This window comes from Nitrobacter sp. 62-23, assembly GCF_001897285.1.
Lineage (GTDB): Bacteria > Pseudomonadota > Alphaproteobacteria > Rhizobiales > Xanthobacteraceae > Nitrobacter.
The window spans coordinates 46642-66972 of record NZ_MKSM01000111.1 but is presented as its reverse complement, the minus strand read 5'-3'; the positions used below and the strand labels follow the sequence as shown (position 1 = coordinate 66972).

At 62.8% G+C, this 20331-nt stretch carries 16 protein-coding genes, 1 tRNA gene and 1 pseudogene; 12 read left to right on the top strand and 6 right to left on the bottom strand.

Going from position 1 to position 20331, the window contains the following annotated elements; all coding sequences use genetic code 11:
• The first annotated feature begins 79 nt into the window (after positions 1 to 79).
• From cobS to BGO16_RS12195, 3 genes are all read left to right on the top strand, one after another.
• Positions 80 to 1078, top strand: coding sequence for a cobaltochelatase subunit CobS (gene cobS / locus BGO16_RS12205; protein WP_292619014.1), 999 nt, complete (start codon positions 80 to 82; stop codon positions 1076 to 1078).
• Between the two features lie 45 nt (positions 1079 to 1123).
• Positions 1124 to 3028: a cobaltochelatase subunit CobT gene (gene cobT / locus BGO16_RS12200; RefSeq protein ID WP_292619013.1), complete on the top strand. Its 1905-nt coding sequence runs from the start codon at positions 1124 to 1126 to the stop codon at positions 3026 to 3028.
• Positions 3029 to 3217: 189 nt separating this feature from the next.
• Positions 3218 to 4249, top strand: coding sequence for an esterase-like activity of phytase family protein (locus BGO16_RS12195; protein ID WP_292619012.1), 1032 nt, complete (start codon positions 3218 to 3220; stop codon positions 4247 to 4249).
• A 57-nt stretch (positions 4250 to 4306) separates the two neighbouring features.
• Here the strand turns inward: BGO16_RS12195 and rpmB are convergent, their stop codons facing one another.
• Complete coding sequence (gene rpmB / locus BGO16_RS12190) at positions 4307 to 4600, bottom strand: 50S ribosomal protein L28 (protein ID WP_292619011.1); 294 nt, start codon at positions 4598 to 4600, stop codon at positions 4307 to 4309.
• 488 nt (positions 4601 to 5088) lie between these two features.
• Between rpmB and BGO16_RS12185 the strand changes: the two genes are divergently transcribed.
• From BGO16_RS12185 to BGO16_RS12165, 5 genes are all read left to right on the top strand, one after another.
• Positions 5089 to 5949 carry a DUF3108 domain-containing protein gene (locus tag BGO16_RS12185; protein WP_292619010.1) on the top strand — a complete coding sequence of 287 codons (861 nt, stop codon included), beginning with the start codon at positions 5089 to 5091 and terminating at the stop codon, positions 5947 to 5949.
• Between the two features lie 359 nt (positions 5950 to 6308).
• Positions 6309 to 9710 (top strand): helicase-related protein, encoded by a 3402-nt coding sequence (locus BGO16_RS12180; RefSeq protein WP_292619009.1) that lies wholly within the window; start codon positions 6309 to 6311, stop codon positions 9708 to 9710.
• Between the two features lie 39 nt (positions 9711 to 9749).
• Positions 9750 to 10037, top strand: coding sequence for an RNA-binding S4 domain-containing protein (locus BGO16_RS12175; protein WP_292619008.1), 288 nt, complete (start codon positions 9750 to 9752; stop codon positions 10035 to 10037).
• Between the two features lie 87 nt (positions 10038 to 10124).
• A complete protein-coding gene (gene fdxA / locus BGO16_RS12170; protein ID WP_292619006.1) occupies positions 10125 to 10463 on the top strand; it encodes a ferredoxin FdxA in 339 nt (112 codons plus the stop codon).
• A 248-nt stretch (positions 10464 to 10711) separates the two neighbouring features.
• Positions 10712 to 11707 (top strand): CarD family transcriptional regulator, encoded by a 996-nt coding sequence (locus BGO16_RS12165; protein WP_292619005.1) that lies wholly within the window; start codon positions 10712 to 10714, stop codon positions 11705 to 11707.
• A 339-nt stretch (positions 11708 to 12046) separates the two neighbouring features.
• Here the strand turns inward: BGO16_RS12165 and BGO16_RS12160 are convergent, their stop codons facing one another.
• The 4 genes from BGO16_RS12160 to BGO16_RS12145 all read right to left on the bottom strand — a co-directional run bounded on the left by BGO16_RS12160 (position 12047) and on the right by BGO16_RS12145 (position 15952).
• Positions 12047 to 13540 carry a M48 family metalloprotease gene (locus tag BGO16_RS12160; protein WP_292619032.1) on the bottom strand — a complete coding sequence of 498 codons (1494 nt, stop codon included), beginning with the start codon at positions 13538 to 13540 and terminating at the stop codon, positions 12047 to 12049.
• Positions 13541 to 14122: 582 nt separating this feature from the next.
• Positions 14123 to 14860 carry a thermonuclease family protein gene (locus tag BGO16_RS12155; RefSeq protein ID WP_292619031.1) on the bottom strand — a complete coding sequence of 246 codons (738 nt, stop codon included), beginning with the start codon at positions 14858 to 14860 and terminating at the stop codon, positions 14123 to 14125.
• 130 nt (positions 14861 to 14990) lie between these two features.
• Complete coding sequence (locus tag BGO16_RS12150; RefSeq protein WP_292619004.1) at positions 14991 to 15269, bottom strand: GlsB/YeaQ/YmgE family stress response membrane protein; 279 nt, start codon at positions 15267 to 15269, stop codon at positions 14991 to 14993.
• 89 nt (positions 15270 to 15358) lie between these two features.
• Positions 15359 to 15952 carry a YidB family protein gene (locus BGO16_RS12145; RefSeq protein WP_292619003.1) on the bottom strand — a complete coding sequence of 198 codons (594 nt, stop codon included), beginning with the start codon at positions 15950 to 15952 and terminating at the stop codon, positions 15359 to 15361.
• A gap of 326 nt (positions 15953 to 16278) precedes the next feature.
• Here BGO16_RS12145 and BGO16_RS12140 point away from each other — a divergent pair.
• The 4 genes and pseudogenes from BGO16_RS12140 to BGO16_RS12125 all read left to right on the top strand — a co-directional run bounded on the left by BGO16_RS12140 (position 16279) and on the right by BGO16_RS12125 (position 19825).
• Positions 16279 to 16355, top strand: a tRNA-Arg gene (locus tag BGO16_RS12140).
• 248 nt (positions 16356 to 16603) lie between these two features.
• A pseudogene (locus BGO16_RS12135) lies at positions 16604 to 16841 on the top strand (resolvase); the annotation flags it as partial.
• A 186-nt stretch (positions 16842 to 17027) separates the two neighbouring features.
• Positions 17028 to 17987: an STM4504/CBY_0614 family protein gene (locus tag BGO16_RS12130; RefSeq protein WP_292619002.1), complete on the top strand. Its 960-nt coding sequence runs from the start codon at positions 17028 to 17030 to the stop codon at positions 17985 to 17987.
• A gap of 596 nt (positions 17988 to 18583) precedes the next feature.
• Positions 18584 to 19825 (top strand): DUF4010 domain-containing protein, encoded by a 1242-nt coding sequence (locus tag BGO16_RS12125; RefSeq protein ID WP_292619001.1) that lies wholly within the window; start codon positions 18584 to 18586, stop codon positions 19823 to 19825.
• Between the two features lie 105 nt (positions 19826 to 19930).
• On the opposite strand, the gene BGO16_RS12120 is transcribed toward BGO16_RS12125, so the two are convergent.
• Positions 19931 to 20326, bottom strand: coding sequence for a response regulator (locus BGO16_RS12120; RefSeq protein ID WP_292619000.1), 396 nt, complete (start codon positions 20324 to 20326; stop codon positions 19931 to 19933).
• Between the last annotated feature and the right edge of the window lie 5 nt (positions 20327 to 20331).

The following is a 20331-nucleotide window of genomic DNA, read 5'->3' as shown; positions in this document are numbered from 1 at the left end:
CTAAATTTCGTGCGACCCACTCATCCGCAAGCCACGCGCAGTTCTGGTTTCGGGAGCGCGCCCGAACCTCGGAGGATTGATGACGACCGCCGCTATGACCAAAACCGAAACCTCCGAAGGTTTGCCGGACATGAAGGTCTCGGTGCGGCAGGTGTTCGGGATCGACAGCGATCTTGAGGTCCCTGCCTATTCCGCAACCGATCCGCACGTACCCGACGTCGATCCGGACTATCGCTTCGATCGCGCCACCACGCTCGCCATTCTGGCCGGTTTCGCCAGGAATCGCCGCGTCATGGTTACCGGCTTTCACGGCACCGGCAAATCGACCCATATCGAGCAGGTCGCGGCGCGGCTGAACTGGCCCTGCGTGCGCGTCAATCTCGACAGCCACATCAGCCGGATCGATCTGGTCGGCAAGGACGCGATCGTGGTGAAGGACGGCAAGCAAGTCACCGAATTCCGCGACGGCATCCTGCCGTGGGCCTACCAGAACAACGTGGCGCTATGTTTTGACGAGTACGATGCCGGCCGCCCGGACGTGATGTTCGTGATCCAGCGCGTGCTGGAATCCTCTGGCCGGCTGACGCTGCTCGACCAGAGCCGGGTCATCAAGCCGCATCCGGCGTTCCGCCTGTTCGCAACCGCCAATACCATCGGCCTCGGCGACACCTCGGGCCTTTATCATGGCACTCAGCAGATTAACCAGGCGCAGATGGATCGCTGGAATATCGTCACCACGCTGAACTATCTGCCGCATGACAACGAGGTCGAGATCGTTCTGGCCAAGGCCAGGCACTATCGCACGCCGGAAGGCCGCGACATCGTCGGCAAGATGGTGCGGCTCGCCGATCTGACGCGCAACGCCTTCGCCAACGGCGATCTGTCCACGGTGATGAGCCCGCGCACGGTCATCACCTGGGCGGAGAACACCGAGATCTTCGACGATCTGGGCTTTGCCTTCCGCGTCACGTTCCTCAACAAATGCGACGAGCTTGAGCGGCCGCTGGTCGCTGAATTCTACCAGCGCTGTTTCAACGTCGAGCTGGCGGAATCGGCTGTCAATGTGGCGCTGAGCTGATTTTCCCTCTTCCCCGCCTTCGCGGGGACGACCGGTCGGGTTGTCATGAGCACCGCACCACCGAACAACAAGTTCCGGGCCGGGCCGAAGGAAGCGCCGAGCGAGCCGTTCAAGCGCGCGGTGGCGTCCTGCCTGCGCGCGATCGCCCGGCGGCCGGAACTGGAGGTGACGTTTGCCATCGAGCGTCCCGGCCTGTCGCCGGGCAAGGCGCGGTTGCCGGAGCCCGGGCGCAAAATGAGCAGGCGCGATGCGGCCATCGTGCGGGGACACGCGGATTCCATCGCGCTGAAGCTCGCCTGCCACGATCCGAAAGTGCACCGCAAGCTGATGCCAGGCAATCCGCAAGCGCGCGGCGTGTTCGACGCGGTGGAGCAGGCCCGCGTCGAGGCCATCGGCTCGCGCCGGATGACGGGCGTTGCAAAGAATCTGACCGCGATGCTCGATGACCATTTTCATCGCGGCAAGTATGACGAGATCACCGATATCGCCGATGCGCCGCTGTCGGATGCGCTGGCGATGCTGGTGCGCGAGCGGCTGACCGGGCTTGCGCCGCCCGGCGCTGCGCGCAAGATGGTCGATCTGTGGCGTCCCTATCTGGAAGACAAGATCGGCACGCGGCTGGATCAGCTCAGTCGTCTGACCGAGGATCAGGCCAAGTTCGGCGACGTGGTGCACGACCTGCTGTCGGAGCTTGATCTCGGCGACGACACCAGCGCCGAGGCCGACAGGGACGAGAACCAGGACGACAATCGCGAAAGCGAGAGCGACCAGGCCGGGGCGGAGGGTTCGCCCGACAGCGATGCCGCGCAGGAGATGAGCGCGGATCAGGCGCAGGAGACCAGCGACGAGATGTCGGACAGCGCGCTGGAAAGCGCGCAGGCTTCCGCGAGCGATACCTTCGACGACGGCGAACTCGGCGACGACGAGACGCCGGGCGAGGCGATGCGGCCGAATGCCAGGGGCGCCAACGAGCCGCGGGGTCCGGAATATCATGCTTTCGCGCCGAAGTTCGACGAGGTAATCGCGGCGGAAGACCTCTGCGATCATGACGAACTGGAACGGCTGCGCAGCTATCTCGACAAGCAGCTCGCGCACCTGCAGGGCATCGTGGCGCGGCTCGCCAACCGCCTGCAGCGCCGCCTGATGGCGCAGCAGAACCGCGCCTGGGAGTTCGATCTGGAGGAAGGCATTCTCGATCCGGCGCGGCTGTCGCGCATCGTGATCGATCCCTATCAGCCGCTGTCCTTCAAGCACGAGAAGGAGGCGACCTTCCGCGACACCGTGGTGACGCTGCTGCTCGACAATTCCGGCTCGATGCGCGGACGTCCCATTACGGTGGCCGCGACCTGCGCCGACATTTTGGCGCGCACGCTGGAGCGCTGCGGCGTCAAGGTGGAAATTCTCGGCTTCACGACGCGGGCATGGAAGGGCGGGCAATCGCGGGAAGCGTGGCTTGCCGCCGGCAAGCCGGCCGCGCCGGGCCGTCTCAACGATCTGCGGCATATCATCTACAAGGCCGCCGACGCGCCCTGGCGGCGCTCGCGGAAAAACCTCGGGCTGATGATGCGCGAGGGCCTGCTCAAGGAGAACATCGACGGCGAGGCGCTGGACTGGGCGCACAAGCGACTGCTCGCGCGCGGCGAGCAGCGCAAGATCCTGATGATGATCTCGGACGGCGCGCCGGTCGACGATTCCACGCTGTCGGTCAATCCCGGCAACTATCTCGAACGTCACCTGCGCTGGGTGATCGAGGAAATTGAGACCCGTTCGCCGGTCGAACTGATCGCGATCGGCATCGGCCACGACGTGACGCGCTACTATCGCCGCGCGGTGACCATCGTCGATGCCGAAGAACTCGGCGGCGCCATCACCGAACAACTCGCCGAACTGTTCAGCGAGACGCACGATCCGCCGGCGCCGGTGAGGCGGCCGCGCAAGCTGCATTCGTAGCGGCAATACCTGACGGCGTGCACGGACTTGACCCGCGCATCCATCTCATTTTGAACGATGGGTGGCCGGGACATCTGCGCGAAGACGCGCTTCGCGCAGACGTCCTGGCCATGACGTTGGGGTAAGCCGGGCGTGCAAAAGCGAGTGTTAAGCCAGCATAGTCGCCGCGCCCTGCTTAAATGGGGCGCGATGGCCGCTTCCCTCGCGGTTGCTCCTGCCGCCGCCCGCGCGCAATTCGCAACGCACACGCCGACGCAGCCGCCACCCGACGAGTTGACGGCGCCGGCGCCGGTGTCGATCACCGTCAATGCGCGGCCGATCCCCTCCTTCGACCTGCGCGACCGCTCCCGCACGCGTTTCGGCGCGCTCGCCTTTCGCAGCGGCCTGATCCTGACCTCGTCGTTTCCCGGCTTTGGAGGATTGTCGAGCCTGCGGCTCGATCCGAAAGGGCGGCAATTCATCTCGGCGAGCGACAAGGGCACCTGGATTACCGGACGCATCGTCTATGGGACCGCCGGCGAGATGACCGGGCTCGCCGATGTCGAAGCCGCGCCGATCCTGGGTCCGGATGGCCGGCCGATCACCGCGCATGGCCGGTTCGACACCGAGTCGATCGCGCGCGACGGATCGTTCGTCTATGTCGGCATCGAGCGCGTCAACCGCATCATGCGGTTCGATTTCACGAAGGACTTTACGCGTGCGCGCGGCGAGGATGTCGAGGCTCCGCCGGCCGTGCGCAGGCTGCCGTTCAACGAGGGGCTGGAGGCGCTGGCGGTCGTTCCACCCGGCAGGCCGCTCGGCGGCACGCTGATCGCGATCTCCGAACGCGGGCTCGATGCCGGCCGCAATATCGTGGCGTTCCTGATCGGCGGGCCGTCGCCCGGTCAGTTCGCGATCCGCCGCACCGACAATTTCGACATCAGCGATGCCTGCCTGCTGCCGACCACGGGCGACCTGTTGATCCTCGAACGCAAATTCTCGCTGACCGGCGGCATCGGTATCCGCATCCGCCGCATTGCGATGAACGCGGTCGCGCCCGGCGCGCTGGTGGACGGCCCCTCGATTTTCGACGCGGATCTCGGGCAGGAGATCGACAATTTCGAAGGGCTTGACGCGTTCGTCGACGACAAGGGCGACCTCGTCGTGACGCTTGTGTCCGATGACAACTTCTTGCTGATCCAGCGCACGCTGCTGCTGCAGTTTACGCTGGTCGAGGATTGAAGCGGCGGCGGGCGTCATGCTGTCGCGCGACCGCGCGCGAATGACGGCTCGCCAGCATCAGCCTGCTTTGGCGGCCTGCTTCTTCTCGATCTGGCGCTTGATCTCGATCGCTTTCGGCGACAGCTCCGAGTCTCTCGCCTTCAGCAGGAAGGCGTCGAAGCCGCCGCGATGGTCGACGCTCTTCAGCGCGTTGGTCGACACCCGCAGCCGCACCGGACGGGCCAGCGCTTCGGACAGGAAGGTGACGTTCACCAAGTTCGGCAGGAAACGCCGCTTGGTCTTGATGTTGGAGTGGCTGACCCTGTGGCCCACCAGCGGAGCCTTGGCCGTCAGTTCGCAGCGCCGGGACATGGCGAAAATCCTCTGTCGTCCCCGGCATCGGCCCTCAGGGCGGGCTCGGGGGTTCGAAATCGCGTCCATTTCAGGAACGGCGGACGTATAGGAGGAGAGCGGCGGGGCGTCAAGGCATGGCGAGCCGATCGCGGTCTGCTTGCGGTACGGATGGACGTCGATCGCTTCATTTCTGTCCGTTTTCCGCGAACCACCGTTCGGCCTATGTCATATACATCATATAAAGGGCGCAATCGGTCCCGACATCATGGCCCTTGACCGGACCCGCGCGCCGATTGCCGGTCGGAGGCCGGATTTGCTGGTTCCAAACCGAAAGTCTGAGGCTCTTGCCGACCTGCCCTGTGGGCCGCTCGCCCTGTTTGCCCGTTCCAGGATTTCCGCCTCTCAATCGGTCGCCACAACGGATAATGATCCGCAAGCCCGGTTGAATGCCGCGTGAGGCCCGGACCGTGGACGGGCAGGACCGTCTTTAAGTGAGTTGATGCCGAATGACGTTGCCCCGGTCGATACGCGGTTCGGTTCGGACGCTGGCTTGCGCACCTCTCGTTTTTTTTGCAGCGGTGTTGACGATGGCCGCTCCGGCGGCCGCGCAGGGCAAGCTCGAGGCCCATTATGACGTCACTTTAGCCGGGATTCTCGTGGGAACCGGCGCCTGGGCGGTCGACATCTCCGACGATCAGTATTCGGCCGCCGCGAGCGGCGGCACCACCGGACTTCTCAAGGCATTTGCCCATGGCACCGGCAGCGGCAGCTCGCAGGGCCGCATCGTCAACGGCGCTCTGGCCCCCGCAACCTATACCGCGACCATTTCATCATCGAAGAAATCCGAGACCATTCGCATGTCGCTGGCCGGCGGCAACGTCAAGGACTTCGTCATCGAGCCGACCCCGCCGGTGGACACCAAGCGCATTCCGGTCACCGACGTGCAGAAGCGGGGTGTGTTCGATCCGATGAGCGCGACGCTGATACGCGTGCCCGGCACCGCCGATCCGCTCGGTCCGGAAGCCTGCCATGCCGCGACCGGGGTCTTCGACGGCCGCATGCGCTACGACCTGCGCCTCGACTTCAAGCGCATGGAAACGGTGAAGTTGGAAAAGGGCTATCATGGTCCGGCGGTGGTCTGTGCAATCTATTTCGCGCCGATCGCCGGCTACGTCCCCGACCGCCTCGCGATCAAATATCTCGCCGCCCGGCGCGACATGGAGATCTGGCTGGCGCCGATCGCCGGTACGCGGGTGCTGGTGCCGTATCGCCTGACGATACCGACGCCGCTCGGCACCGGCAAGCTGGAGGCGACCCAGTTCATCACGACCGCCATGCCGCCGAAGACCGCGGCCAAGTCGCAGTAGACGTCGAGCCGCGAAGGTCAGGCCCGATGCTTGGCCGTCATGCGCTGCCTTGAGTTTGCCACTACGGAATCCTGTTGACTCCGGCTGCGGAATTCCTGCGCTTACGGATTCACGATTTGGGAGGCATAACCGCTCTTGTTGACGACTGTAGAACTTGATCTAGTTGCGGTATGTCGATCAAGCGCGAGATGTTGCGGTGAACGAAGCCGGAGAGGCTTGGAGTCAGCGATTCGGGCGCGTTTCGTTCCGGACTCGTTCCAAAGCTTAAGCCGTAGTCCTGCAGGCGTCGCATTGTGAAACACCTTTGATCCCGGCGGTCCGACTCCGCTCCACCAACGCTGCGAAAACTCTCGGAAAACATGGTCTCTTTATCTTCGATATCGTCGCCAGGCAGTGACCGCGCGCCCGGCGCCGGCGTGACGGCGGTGCTCGGTCCGACCAATACCGGCAAGACGCATCTCGCGATCGAGCGGATGCTGGCGCATTCCTCCGGAATCATCGGCCTGCCGCTGCGGTTGCTCGCCCGCGAGGTCTACAACAAGATCGCTGACCGCGCGGGAGCGGATTCGGTCGCGCTGATCACCGGCGAGGAGAAGATCAAGCCGTCGAAGCCGCGCTTCTGGGTCTCGACCGTGGAAGCGATGCCGCGCGACCTCGATGTGTCTTTTCTCGCCGTCGATGAAATCCAGATTGCCGCCGATCTGGAGCGCGGCCATGTGTTCACCGACCGCATTCTGCACCGACGTGGCCGCGACGAGACGCTGCTGCTCGGGGCCGCCACCATGCGTCCGATCATCGAGCGGCTTCTGCCCGGCGCGAACATCATCACCCGCCCGCGGCTGTCGCAGCTCGAGTTCGCCGGAGACCGCAAGATCACCCGGCAGCCGCGCCGCACCGCCATCGTCGCCTTCTCGGCCGACGAGGTCTACGCCATCGCCGAACTGATCCGCCGCCAGCACGGCGGCGCGGCGGTGGTGCTGGGATCGCTCAGCCCGCGCACCCGCAACGCGCAGGTCGCGATGTTTCAATCCGGCGACGTGGACTATCTCGTCGCCACCGATGCGGTCGGCATGGGCCTCAATCTCGATGTCGATCACGTCGCCTTCGCTTCCGACAGAAAATATGACGGCTACCAGTTTCGCAGGCTGAATCCCGCGGAGTTCGCCCAGATCGCCGGCCGCGCCGGCCGCGCCACGCGCAACGGCACCTTCGGCACCACCGGACGCTGCGCGCCGTTCGAGCCCGAACTCGTCAATGCGTTGCAAAACCATACTTTCGAGGCCGTCAGGACGCTGCAGTGGCGCAATTCCGATCTGGATTTTTCCTCGCTCGGCGCCTTGCAGGTGTCGCTGGTGCTGACGCCGTCGCACGAGGCGCTCACCCGCGCGCCGATCGCGGAGGATCTGCGCGTGCTCGACCACGCCGCGCGCGATGTCGAGGTGCGCGCGATGGCGCAAGGCGCGGCGGCGGTGGAGAGACTGTGGGACGCCTGCCAGATTCCGGACTACCGCAAGATCGCGCCGGCCGCCCATGCCGAACTGGTGACGACGTTGTTCGGCTTCCTGATGCGCAAGGGCCGCGTTCCTGACGACTGGTTCGCCGCTCAGGTCGCGCAGGCCGATCGCACCGACGGCGATATCGACACCTTGTCGGGGCGGATTGCGCAAATCCGGACCTGGACCTTCGTCGCCAATCGGCCGGACTGGCTCGCCGACCCCGACCACTGGCAGGGAATTTCGCGCGAGGTCGAAAATAAATTGTCTGATGCGCTGCACCAAAGGCTCACTGAGCGTTTCGTTGATCGCCGGACCAGTGTATTGATGCGCCGCCTGCGGGAAAACACGATGTTGGAAACGGAAATCGGCAAGACCGGCGAGGTGATCGTAGAGGGCCATGTCATTGGCCGTCTCGACGGCTTTACGTTCGCGCCTGATGCGACTGAAGCCGGCTCGGAAGCCAAGGCGTTGCAGGCGATCGCCCAAAAGGCTTTGGCCGGCGAAATCGAAGCGCGCGCAGAAAAGCTCTCCGCCGCGCCGGACGATCAGTTCGTGCTGACCTCGGACGGCACCATCCGCTGGACCGGCGACGCCGTGGCGCGGCTGGTCGCCGCCGATGATGTGCTGCGGCCGCGGATCCGGATCATTTCCGACGAGCGGCTGACCGGTGCGCCGCGCGATGCCGTGCAGGCCCGGCTCGATCTGTGGCTGAAGACCCACGTCGAGAAATTGCTGGGACCGCTGTTCGAACTGACCAAGGCCGAGGATGTCACCGGCATCGCGCGCGGCATCGCGTTCCAGTTGATCGAGGCGCTCGGCGTGCTGGAGCGGTCGAAGATAGCCACCGAGATGAAAGATCTCGATCAGCCGTCGCGCGCGTCGTTGCGCAAGTACGGCGTGCGCTTCGGCGCCTATCACATCTATTTCCCGGCGCTCCTCAAACCGGCCGCGCGTGCGCTGGCCTCGCTGTTGTGGGCGCAGAAGCAGGACAATGTCGATCTGTCGGCGCTGTCGAGCGCGCAGCATCTGGCTGCCAGCGGCCGCACCTCGTTTCCGGCCGACAAGCTGCTCGGTCAGGACGCCTATCGTGCCCTCGGCTATCGGCAATGTGGCGAGCGGGTGGTCCGGGTCGATATCCTCGAACGGCTGGCCGACCTGATCCGGCCGGCGCTGGCGTGGCGGAAAGGCGCGCTCGGCATGATGCCGGCCGGCGCATTCGACGGCCGCGGCTTCGTCGTGACCCAGGCGATGACGTCGCTCGTCGGAACCGCCGGCGAGGAATTCGCCTCCATCCTGCGCGCGCTGGGCTATCGCATGGAGCGGTGTCCGGCGCCTCCACCCGTTACGCCTCCACTCGTTACAGAGCCCACGCCGGCGACCGAGGGCGCGGAGGCGGCGTCGGCCGAAGTCTCGGAGAGCGCATCGGAGGAATCGGCTGCGCCGGACGCCGTGCCCGAAGGGCAGGAATCTGCGGACAGCGCGGGCACCCTGGACGTCGGATCGGTTGTGGAGCCGGCGCCGATGGCGGATGCGGATTTGTCCGACGGGACCGCTGCGGTGCCCGAAGCCGCGGGTGCGGCCGAGGAGACGCCGGCGGCGGTGTCGTCCGACGTCGCGGTCTCACCAGTTTCCGATGCTCCTGAACCGACAGCAACCGATGCCGCGCAGGCCGAATCGGGGACCGTCGATGCGGCGAGCGCGCCGGAAGGCGAGACATCCGCCGCGAATGCTGCGGATGTCGCCGCGAGTGACGTCGAGCCCGCGATGGTCGAGGTCTGGCGGCCCGGCGGCCGTCCTGCCGACCGGCGTCCGCGCCACGATCGCAACCGCCATCGCCGGCATCAGGCGGGGCAGGATGGCGCGCAACAACCTGCGGGCGCGGATGGCGAAGCGGGCGAGGCAGCGCAGGGACGCGAGCGGCATGGGCGAGGACGCCACAGGCGATCCGCCGATGCGCCAGCCGAAGCCGGGTCCGCCGGGGGCGAGCGCGCGCCCGGCCGGGAGCCGCGCGAGGGCAAGGGACGTCCGCCGCGGGAGCGCTTCCAGGGCAAGGGCCGGGATCGTGACAGAGACAGGGATCAGGACAAGGGCCGGTTTAAGGGCTCGCGCAAGGGCGGCGGCCGCGAGGGACGCCCCGACGCCGGACCGTCGCACCGCCCCTACGCCAGCAGCGCGCCGCGCGAGCGCGAGCGCGCGCTGGACCCGAACTCGCCGTTTGCGAAACTGGCCGCGCTCAAGGAGCAGCTTTCCGGCCGCAAGGATTGAGCGGGCGAACAGTCTAAAACACGATAAGTGTGAAGCTATTTGGCAGTCCCGGAGCGTCAGCGTCTCGACAAATGGTTGTGGCATGCGCGGGTGGTCAGGAGCCGGACCGATGCGGCGACGCTGATCGAGGCCGGCCATGTTCGCGTCAACGGCGCGCGCGAGAAATCGCCGGGGCATTTCCTCAAGGTCGGTGACGTGCTCACGGTCGGGCTGGACCGCGGCGTCCGCATTCTCAGGGTCGCCGGATTTGCGGAACGGCGCGGCAATGCGACTGCCGCCAGAGCGCTTTATGACGAGGTGTCTGATGTCGCCGACAGAAGAAGCTGACCGCGCATATAGCGCGTCTCCACGGCTTGCGGCAGCGCTGTTCCTGCGGTACCCCAGCCTGCAAATCTGACCCTTCCGGAGCCCTGGATGACTTACGTCGTCAACGATGCCTGCATTAAATGCAAATACACCGACTGCGTTGAAGTTTGCCCTGTCGACTGCTTCTACGAAGGCGAGAACATGCTCGTCATTCATCCCGATGAGTGCATCGATTGCGGTGTCTGCGAACCGGAATGTCCGGCTGAGGCCATCAAGCCTGACTCCGAGCCGGGACTGGAGAAGTGGCTTGAGTTGAACGCGGAGTACGCCAGAAGCTGGCCCAACATCACGCAAAAGAAGGACGCCCCGCCGGACGCCAAGGAGTTCGAGGGTGTGGAAGGTAAATTCGAGAAGTATTTTTCTCCTGCTCCGGGTTCCGGAGACTGAACTTGGTTTAGGGACGGCAGTTTTTACTGCAACTCGGGGCTGGGGGCGTGCCGGCTTTAACCTTGTTTGCGGGCGGGATCACCGAAAGCGGTCCTGATCCGTCTCCTTGGGTTTAAATCATTGATTTTCGCGGAAAATGCGCTATACTAATGGTGTTTTCGGAGCTGGACTGCGTTTTACCTGCTTACGGCCCTGACGGGCTTCCGTGAAAACATCGAACAGGGCGTGGCGTTTCCACGCGGCAGGCTGTGTCACAGAAACCGCCTAAAAAGAAGACTTCCAGGACATCCGCGGCTCGTCGCGGAGCGACACGGGTTCGTGCCCGGACCGCTGGCACGAGCGCCCGGACGGCTGCTACCCGAACGGCAGCCAAGGGCTCGGCCGGAAAACCCTCAAGACATAAAAGAGATGAGATGCCAAGCAAGACCGCCAAAGTGGCCGCCAAAACTGTTGCTTCGAAAACCGCTGCTTCGAAAACTGCCGGCATGAAGACGGCCGCATTGAAGGCTGCATCGTCCTCCAAGGTCGCGTCCAGAACCGTCAAGCCGGTTGCAAAGTCCGCTGCGAAAACGGCGGTGACCGGCAAGACCGCCGCGAAATCTCCCGCCAAGGCCGGCGTACTCCGGGTCGAGGAGCCGAAGAAGGTTCTGACCCAGCGTCAGGGATTCAAGACCAACGAGTTCGTGGTCTATCCGGCCCATGGCGTCGGTCAGATTCTGGCGATTGAGGAGCAGGAGATCGCGGGCGCCAGGCTCGAACTGTTCGTCATCAATTTCATGAAGGACAAGATGACGTTGCGGGTCCCGACCGCGAAGATCGCCAATGTCGGGATGCGCAAGCTGTCGGAGCCTGCTCTGGTCAAGCGGGCGCTTGAAACGCTGAAGGGCCGCGCGCGGATCAAGCGCACCATGTGGTCGCGCCGCGCGCAGGAATATGAAGCCAAGATCAATTCGGGAGACATCGTCGCCATCGCCGAGGTGGTGCGCGATCTCTATCGTTCGGAATCGCAGCCCGAGCAATCCTACAGCGAACGTCAGCTCTATGAGGCCGCGCTCGATCGCCTGTCGCGCGAGATCGCCGTCGTCCAGCATGTGACGGAAACCGAGGCGGTCAAGGAAATCGAGGGACAACTCGCCAGGAGCCCGCGCCGCGGCGCCAAGGCGGAGGCCGACGCCGAGACCGATGGCGACATTGACGCCGACGCCGATGGTGATGACGCGGCGGTCGCCGACGAAGCTGCATAACCGGCTTTCGACTGCAAAGGACAAGAAAACCCGGCCGAGTGGCCGGGTTTTTGTTTGGAAGGTTCTTCGTCGAAGCGATGCGAGTTCCTTCTCCCTTGTCGGAAAGAGGTGGGAGGAACAGAGCCCATTCGTTTCTGACGGAATCAGAAGCGAGGCTCCCATAGTTTTATTTTGACGCGTTTTCTTGACGCGAGCCGGTCTCCATCTCGCTCGAAAACGCTACAGGTCGACAAATGAGTCCCCACCCGCGCGACTTCGACCCACCGCATGCGGAGAGGTGAAGCGGCGTTTCCTTGCGATTTCGTCCGGGGACTGTCCTTGAATGCGTGACGGCGCGGATCAATCCACCACGATCTTGACCCGGCTGCGCACCTTGACCTGCGCATGCGGATCGAGACCGTTGAGCACGCGGAAACGCTCCGCGGGATGATCGACGTCCGCCATGCGATGCGACAGCGATTCCACGGTATCGCCGGGTTGCACGGTGATGACCTTGATCCGCAGCGGCCGCGCCGCCTGAATCTCATCCAGCGTCAGGCGGCGGAACGAGGCGACTGTCTCGCGGGCGTTGCGCTCGCTCTCCGTGGTCTTGTGGCGGGTTGCGAAGATAAAGCGGTAGACGTCGCTGCCGAAGCGCAAGGCGTAGACCCGGAACTGCCACTGCTCGCCGTTGGCGACCGCCGAGGCGGCCGGAAAACCGTTGATGGTCAGTTCCTCGGTCGAGCCTTTATCGACGTTTTCCATCCAGCCGGAGTTGAGATACTCGGTGAGCTTTTGCTCGGCAGGCACGCGGACGACGTCGAAGCGCATCGCCTGGCTTCCGCCCTCGCGCACCCCGATCACTGCCTGGGCCGTATTGTCGAGCGAAAAACCCTCCGGGGCCTGGAAGGTAAAGCCGAGCTTGGGGTGCAGGAAGCGCCGGCCGCGAACGAATCCCTCGCTCGGATCCTCGCCGTAGACGATGTTGTCGATCGCGTCGAGATAGGTTTCGCTGTCGCGCTCGCCTTGCGCGGGCGCGCTGTATTGCCGCGCATTGGCCTTTGCGTTCTCGACCCGCTCCGGCGTTGCGGGGTGCGATGACAGGAAGTCCTGCGAGCGCGGGTCCAGCGACGGCTTGCCGGCCTTGAGCGCCGCATTGCGTTCCATCGCCGCCAGGAAGCGCGCGGCGCCATAGGGATCGAAATGGGCCCGCGCGGAAATCCCGACGCCGATGCCGTCGGCCTCGAATTCCTGGGCGCGCGAGAAGCTCGCCAGCGTCAGCTTGGACTTGGCGAGCGCCAGCGCCGTCAGATCGGGGTCGGTGCCCATCTCGGTGACGACGTGGCTGACGAGAGCGGCCTGCCGCGCCTGATCCTCGCGGATCGCCGCGTGCTTGGCCAGAACGTGCGCCATTTCATGCGACAGCACCGAGGACAGTTCCGAGGTGTCGTTGGCGAGCGCGACCAGGCCGCGCGTGACGTAAAGCTGGCCGGTCGGCAGCGCGAAGGCGTTCACCGCGCCCGAATTGAGGATCGTGACCTTGTAGGTGAGATCGGGGCGCTCGGACGCCGCGACCAGCCGCTCGACCGTCTTGTTGATCAGTGCTTCGAGCCGAGGATCGTCGTAGGCGCCGCCGTAAGAGGCGAGGATGCGCTCATGCTCGTGTTCGGCTGCCGGAGTCGGAGCTGCCATCCGCGCCGGTTTTGCAGGCTTGGCGGGATGAGGGGCTGCGGTCTGGAACCGGCTCACGTCGCCGCAGCCGGCAAGCGCGAGCGCCGCGCACAGCAGTACGGCAGTCGCAGCCAAAAGGCGGCGGCCTGTTCCCGTCCCGCGCCGTTCCGCGCTCCACGCCATCGTCGTCATATCTCCGCCCGACCGTCGGGATTCAACATTCGCAAGTCTTCATTCGCAAGTCTTCCCGGTCGGCTCGTTTTGCGAATGACGGAATCCGAAAACCGCCAGCATCCTACCATTCCGCGCGGCCAAGGTTTCAGAAGTTCGCTCGAGGCGAGTTTTCCACACAGCAAATACCGGACCACGATGATTTTTGATCGGTTCGATCAAAAATCATGAACATGATCGAATTCCAATATCTGGAGCAGGATGCGGGCGAAAACCGTACCACGCTTTCCTCATCCCGCTCTAAAGGCTGGTTCAACTGCGTTGAATCAGACTCTAGTCTTAGTCTTTTGGATCGAGCACGATCTTATCCGAAACCGGTTTCGACCCCGGATCACATCCGAGGCAGGCCCTTCGGAATCCTGCTCCAGTGCCCCAATTCCGAAGTTCGCTACGGACTTGCCGGGAAATGAAGCGAACTTCTGAAGCATCACACTATAGCGTTTTCCAGCGAAGTGGAATCCGGTTCGCGTGGAGAAAACGCGCCAGATCAAGAACCTAGAGTCTTTCACCGTTTCCGTGAAACGGTGAAAGACTCTAGTCGCCGATCACTTCGATCTGCCCGGTCCGGACCACATTAATCCGTGGTCCGCCACGGCGTTCGACCCAGCCGCGGACACGCACGCGGCGATTTTTCAGAGAGGCCGGAGTAACGCCCGCTGCCTCCAGATCCGGTACCATGCGCTTTGGGATAGTCGCAGCAAAGTCTCGTGTCCAGCGCCGGCCGAAGTTGACATAGACTGTTCCGCCCGCCTGTCTGACAGACACGACTTTCCCCTCGACGACGGCGAATTGACCGGCGCGGGTCAAAATATCGGCCGGGTCTTCAACGGTCTCGACAATAGAGTCAGTCGCCCAGGCTCCGCGCCGGGCCTGTCGCGCCGCGGCCTCGGCAGTTGCCAGTTCCGTTGCGCAGGCTTTATCGACGATATCGGCGGATATAAGCGCTTCGCCCCGGGTCAGCAGATCGCTCTGGACCGAACTCGCGGACGGTTCGAGGTACAAGAAGAGGGATTGCCGGCCGTAGCGATCCGGATCGTCGCGTTCGCCGCGCAGGACCACATGCCGGCCGATCAGCGCCGCCAGCGCGGATTCGCGATCCTCCGGCTTACCCGCAACGACTTCAATGCCGGCGAGGCGGATCTCGCGGTCATCTTCGAGGCGGAGCGTCCGCGCGTCGACGACGGCGCTTACGACGCCTTCACCCTGGATGTCGAACTGGCATCCGGCCGCGAGCGATGGCGCGGCGGCACCGAACCATATTCCGCAGAGCATTGCTGCGAGCAGATTATTGCACGTGCAAAACAACCGCGTCGTCATCGTCAACCTTTAGCGGCCGCATTGCGCGCGGCGATGACACGCGGATTGCTTTTTGCCCTCGAACATTGCTCGAGGGATGCTTTCGTCACCTTGATCCGGGATCGGTGATGACGCGGGCCGCGACCAGCCGGTTCCAGATGAACAGCACGACGATCGCGCCGATGGTCGATGTGATGAACCCGGCGCCCTGATTGGGACCGTAGTGACCAATCGATTGTCCAATGAAAGTCGCGAGAAATGCGCCTGCAATCCCGAGCACCGTCGTGAGGATGAATCCGCTCGGCTTGTTCGGACCGGGAGACAGAAACCGTGCAATGATCCCCGCGACGAAACCGACGAGAATAATCCAGAGAATGCCGCTCATGATGAAAGTCCTTCCTCAGAATAACCGTGGCTTTGAAGCCTCCGCAGGGACCGGCCAGGCGGCCGGTTCCGCGACGGCTAGCGAGTCCATCAAAGCATTCGTGACAGTTCGTTCTCGGTTGGCAGGCGCCCGTCGGGCGTCAGGTGGTGGACGACCTCGGGCAGGTGCTGGCTCAGTCCGGTGAGCAACTCCTCCCGCGACAGGCCGGTCTGTGCCATCAGGCCGTTGATCTGGTCGGCGCCCAGCGCGTCGGCGAGGTCGCGTGGCGCGATCTGCTTGTTGGGACCCGGACTGACCCAGGAACTCGCGGTCTCGCCATGGCCTTTCTGCTGAAGCTGGTTCAGCAGGTCGCCAAGACCGCCGCTCAGAATGCTTCCGGCGGCGCCACCCGCCAGCAGGCCGCCAAGCCCGCCCTTAAGCAGGTCACCGAGGCCGCCGCCGCCGCTGCCGGGCAGGCCGGCATTGACCGTGCTTCTCGGCGCGGGAGCCGGCGGCGCGGACGGGCTGGCTTCAGAATGGCTTCCGGTGAAATGCTTCAGTGCCTTGTAGCCCAGCAAGGCGAGAATCGCCAATGTCATTGGCGACATCCCGCCGCCGCTTTCGCTTGGCGCGCTAGGCGCGCTGGGCTCGCTTGGACCGCGCGGGCCGTTCTGCATTCCGTTGAGGACGTCGAGCAAACCCATGATCGTCTCCTGTTACGCTCCAGCCCCGTCGCCGAAGATAATGTCGCCACATGACGGTCACAAGGCAAACATCCCGCGAGCGTGCCGGCGCCGCCGTTTCATATTGCCGTTATTGCTATCGAAACAAAAATGACTGCGGGATGAATGGCGGTGCCCAAGTAAGGGGCGCGGGTTTTCGCGAAGCCGGAGTCATGTCGCGGCCGAGCGATGTCCGATCGGATGCCCTCGAAGCTCAAAACGCGATTCGGATCATTTTCAGATCATGCGCCGGGGGCTTGCCCGATGCGCCTGAGTACCGGATAAGTACCGAGGTTATGTGGCGCTCAGTCCCGGTAGCTCAGCTGGATAGAGCACAGGTTTCCTAAACCTGGGGTCAGGGGTTCGACTCCCTTCCGGGACGCCACCGCCAATTCGCCTCTTGTTTTCTTTAGTCTTTCTCCTCGAATTGTCCCACACGGTACGTCCTCACGGCGGAACGCGAGGTAGCGCAAGAGGTCAAACACGGGGCGGGCCTTGGTGCCTATGGCGTGGCACTTAATGGTATTGCGCTATCTCCGCGTCGGTCCATGTGTGGTGGCCATCGGTAACATGCTTGATGCGCTTGACGCCAAGGGTCGGGCTGACCGTCGTCTCCTCCGCCTCATTCGCCCAGACATGCTCACGGCTGTCGCCCGCAAGGACTATGACGATAGGCGGCGGCGGCAAGCGCAAGCCAAGGCGAAGGCCGAGGGACGCTACAAAGGGACTGCCTGAGGACACGGAGCGCAATGAAGGCATCGCCTGCATGCTCGCCTTTGGCCAGACATGGAGCGCCATCCAGAAAGCCACCGGATGCAGCCGCGCGACGATTGCCAAGGTGGCCAAGCGGCAGGAACAGACAGCGGCCTAGCGGCAGGGTTTTTCCACACAGCACCTCGCAGGGTCCCGCTCAAGGCGGGGCCTCGCGGACGGGGCACGGGGGAAACTCCGTTCGCAGCCGTCACGTCCTACCCTTCGAATTTGTGACCCTTGAAAATGCCGGAGCCCCTAGATCATCCGGTGTAGATTCAGCCTCGAATCAAAGGAAAAACTCGGTATGGCTGTAATCGACATATTCTCAAAGCGTAGGCAACGCGCGCTCGGCACTGTCTCTGATGTTTACACCTACGACGAAATTCCCGGAGGCTTACGAAATCAAATCGTACAAATTTGGAATGAGGCGATAGGCGTACCTGAGACTCTTTACGACCATAATGAACGTGAGACATCGGACGGAGTATATTTTGCGATCGCTAGCGTTTTGCGGCGAGAATACAGCGTTTTTACCTTAAGCGGTGCTCGTGGCATCAACATGCATGACAAGGGGGATGCATACCGAGACCTCACACTATGGTTCATGAATGACTCGAATACCGATCGTGCGCTTGATGCGATTGAATTGTCGGCCCGATGCATCAAAAATCGCTGTAGCCGATCCTACTATCTTAACAGGCGGAATGCTGAGCAAGTGGCGAATGAGGCTCTCTCTGAGATCAACGTCCGATTCAAAGAGCACGGCGTTGGTTATCAGTTTTTGGATGGAGAGATTGTTCGGGTTGACTCACAACTCATTCATCAGGAAGCGGTGGTGCCAGCGCTAACCGTGTTGCGTGGTGCCGAATACTCGAACGCTCACGAGGAGTTTTTGAGTGCCTACGAACACTACAGACATGGTAATATGCAGGAAGCACTAGTTGATTGTTACAAGTGCTTTGAAAGTACAATGAAGGTGATCTGCACCAAACGGGGATGGCACTTTGATCCGAGAGCTAGCGCCAGGGACCTCGTGGAGTCATGTCTCACAAACGGTCTAATCCCGCCGTACTGGCAGACTCATTTTGGCGGACTACGGAGTGTTCTGGAATCGGCAATTTCGACGCCCCGCAACAGACAGGCGGGTCACGGTGCAGGTCCAGGTCCGTCACCTGACATACCAAATGAATTAGTATCTTATGTGCTCCACATGACAGCGGCGACGGTGCTCTTCCTTGCGGAGGCCGAAAAGAATTTGTCATAGGAGAGCCAAGAGGTGAGCCACACGGATTGGAAAGCATAATGACCCCGTGGAACGCCTCCGAGTCTCAAGCTAACATGTTGATATTATTCGCTCGTCTCAGCCCCTTCCGGGACGCCATTTGCCAAGACCGAGTTTGAAATCATCGAGTTTGAAATCACTGATTTTTCAGCTTGGGTATCCCATCTCGATACCGGTTGGGATGATTCGATCCCAGCAGCGCCGCGCCCTTGAAGATCAGGCGGCCCCTCGGCGAGGACAGCGAAGCGCTGTCCGTCGCCCTGCGTCTTCATGCCGGCCTGATGCGACGGTCCCGATGGTCGCAGCAGCACAATCGCGTTTGATGCAATTCAGCGAGCTACCTCGGGGTTCCGTGCCGGTGGCCTTCGGTCTGACGCTCGCCCCAGGCTATGGCCAGCGCAAATACGGCTATAACTGCGGTAACGAATAAAGTGACAACGATTGTATCGGTTGGCATGTCGATCCCCTTTTTGATTTCGACAAACCAAGGATATGGAATTCATGGCAGAGGTTTTTGATCTGGCTCAAAAACGCCATCTCCCGCGGCGGTTTTTAGGCGGCCTCGAAAGTTGACCGGCATGGACAGTGAATCGCTGAGCCGCCTTACGGTGTCCCTGGCCATCGGGCTTCTTGTCGGCCTTCAGCGCGGGTGGCAAACGCGCGATGCGGAGGACAATCGGCGAGCCGCCGGCTTTCGTACGTTCGCGCTTTCCGGGCTGTTGGGTGGGGTCACCGGCCTCATCGCGCTTCGAACGACCGCTTCGGTCATCGGGTGGGTCTTCCTGGGATATATTACAGCATTCACGGCCTTTCACTGGCTGGAAGCCAGGAACGAGGGCCGTGCCAGCGTGACGTCCGTTGTCGCGGGGATGCTCACCTTCCTGCTCGGAACGATGGCCGTCGTCGGAGATCTGCAACTTGCCATCGCCTGCGCCGTCGGCATGACGGTTCTGCTGGCGCTGCGCGAGCCGCTGCATCGATGGATCGACTCGCTGAACCTGCAGGAAATTCGTGCCGTCCTGACTTTGCTCGCGATGTCGTTCCTGCTGTTGCCGTTGCTGCCTGATCGACCGATCGATCCGTGGAAAGCGATCAATCCCTATCAGATATGGCTTCTCGCCATCATGATCGCGGTAATTTCATTCGCCGGCTACGTGGCGGTGAAGGCATTCGGAAACCGGCTCGGGGTTTTCATGGCGGCTGTCGCGGGAGGGCTGGCTTCGTCCACGGCCACCACGCTCGCGCTGGCAAGGCTTGCTCGTGAGCATCCGTCATCGTCGGGGTTGTTGAGCGCAGGTATTCTGGTGGCGGGTGTCGTCATGATGCTGCGCGCGGGCATCATCGCAGTGGCGCTCAACCGCGCCCTGCTGACGTCGCTTTTGCCCGCGCTGCTGACCACCGCCGCGGTGCTTGGCATCGGGGCCGCCATCCTGTGGTTCAGAAATGTCGAGCAGGAGTCGCCTGAACTTCGGATCAGCAATCCTCTTGCTGTTGGAACTGCGGTCAAGCTGGTAGCGTTGCTCGCAGCCGTGATGCTGGCCGCAGAACTGGTGCGTCAAATGTTCGGCGGGGTCGGCATCCTTGTTGTCGCCGCGCTTTCCGGAGTTGCGGATGTCGACGCCCTGACGATCTCGATCGCTCGCATGGCGGGAGCCGATGTGGATTTCAATACGGCAGCGCGTGCGATCATGATCGCGATCGCAGTCAACACCGTCTCCAAGACCGTTATGGCGGGTTGGGTGGGAAACCGGAGGGTCGGGCTTCTGGTGGGGGGGATTAGCGCCGCCGCGCTTGCCGGAGGTCTCGTTGTGGCTGCCTAGAGTCTTTCACCGTTTCATGGAAACGATGAAAGACTCTAGCGTCTTGGTCTGATGCGTTTTCTTGACGCGAACCGGTATCCACTTCGCTTGAAAACGCTATGGAGCTTAAGGGGCCGGATGCTGGCGGGAAATGGCCTCCCGAACGCGCATCACGAGGCTGTTTTCCAGATCAGGCTTGAACAAAATATAGTCTATACCGGCGGCCGCGGCCTTCTCCGCCATATGCTGGTTGGGATAGCCGGTCATAAGGACAATCGGCGCTGCGACTTGTTGTTGACGCAGGCGAGCCGCCACATCCAGTCCATCCATGTGGGGCAATCTGTAATCGATCACCAGGCAATCGACGTCGTCCCGCTCGATGGAAGTCAATAGCGTCACGGCGGCGTTGAATGTGCGAACCTTGAATCCATGGGTTTCGAGAAGAAATCGCAGCGACTGACGCACGGCAGGATCGTCATCGAGAACGCAGATTTTGTGCTTTGTCGTGGCTGGGTCTGTCATCTGGC

Coding starts and splice junctions, on each gene's coding strand:
- BGO16_RS12160 (WP_292619032.1), bottom strand. CDS start 13,540: ATGGCGTGGAGCGCGGAACGGCGCGGGACGGGAACAGGCCGCCGCCTT.
- BGO16_RS12150 (WP_292619004.1), bottom strand. CDS start 15,269: ATGAGCGGCATTCTCTGGATTATTCTCGTCGGTTTCGTCGCGGGGATC.
- BGO16_RS12130 (WP_292619002.1), top strand. CDS start 17,028: ATGGCTGTAATCGACATATTCTCAAAGCGTAGGCAACGCGCGCTCGGC.
- rpmB (WP_292619011.1), bottom strand. CDS start 4,600: ATGTCCCGGCGCTGCGAACTGACGGCCAAGGCTCCGCTGGTGGGCCAC.
- BGO16_RS12195 (WP_292619012.1), top strand. CDS start 3,218: ATGGCCGCTTCCCTCGCGGTTGCTCCTGCCGCCGCCCGCGCGCAATTC.
- BGO16_RS12145 (WP_292619003.1), bottom strand. CDS start 15,952: ATGGGTTTGCTCGACGTCCTCAACGGAATGCAGAACGGCCCGCGCGGT.
- BGO16_RS12155 (WP_292619031.1), bottom strand. CDS start 14,860: ATGCTCTGCGGAATATGGTTCGGTGCCGCCGCGCCATCGCTCGCGGCC.
- BGO16_RS12125 (WP_292619001.1), top strand. CDS start 18,584: ATGGACAGTGAATCGCTGAGCCGCCTTACGGTGTCCCTGGCCATCGGG.
- fdxA (WP_292619006.1), top strand. CDS start 10,125: ATGACTTACGTCGTCAACGATGCCTGCATTAAATGCAAATACACCGAC.
- BGO16_RS12180 (WP_292619009.1), top strand. CDS start 6,309: ATGGTCTCTTTATCTTCGATATCGTCGCCAGGCAGTGACCGCGCGCCC.
- cobT (WP_292619013.1), top strand. CDS start 1,124: ATGAGCACCGCACCACCGAACAACAAGTTCCGGGCCGGGCCGAAGGAA.
- cobS (WP_292619014.1), top strand. CDS start 80: ATGACGACCGCCGCTATGACCAAAACCGAAACCTCCGAAGGTTTGCCG.
- BGO16_RS12120 (WP_292619000.1), bottom strand. CDS start 20,326: ATGACAGACCCAGCCACGACAAAGCACAAAATCTGCGTTCTCGATGAC.
- BGO16_RS12185 (WP_292619010.1), top strand. CDS start 5,089: ATGACGTTGCCCCGGTCGATACGCGGTTCGGTTCGGACGCTGGCTTGC.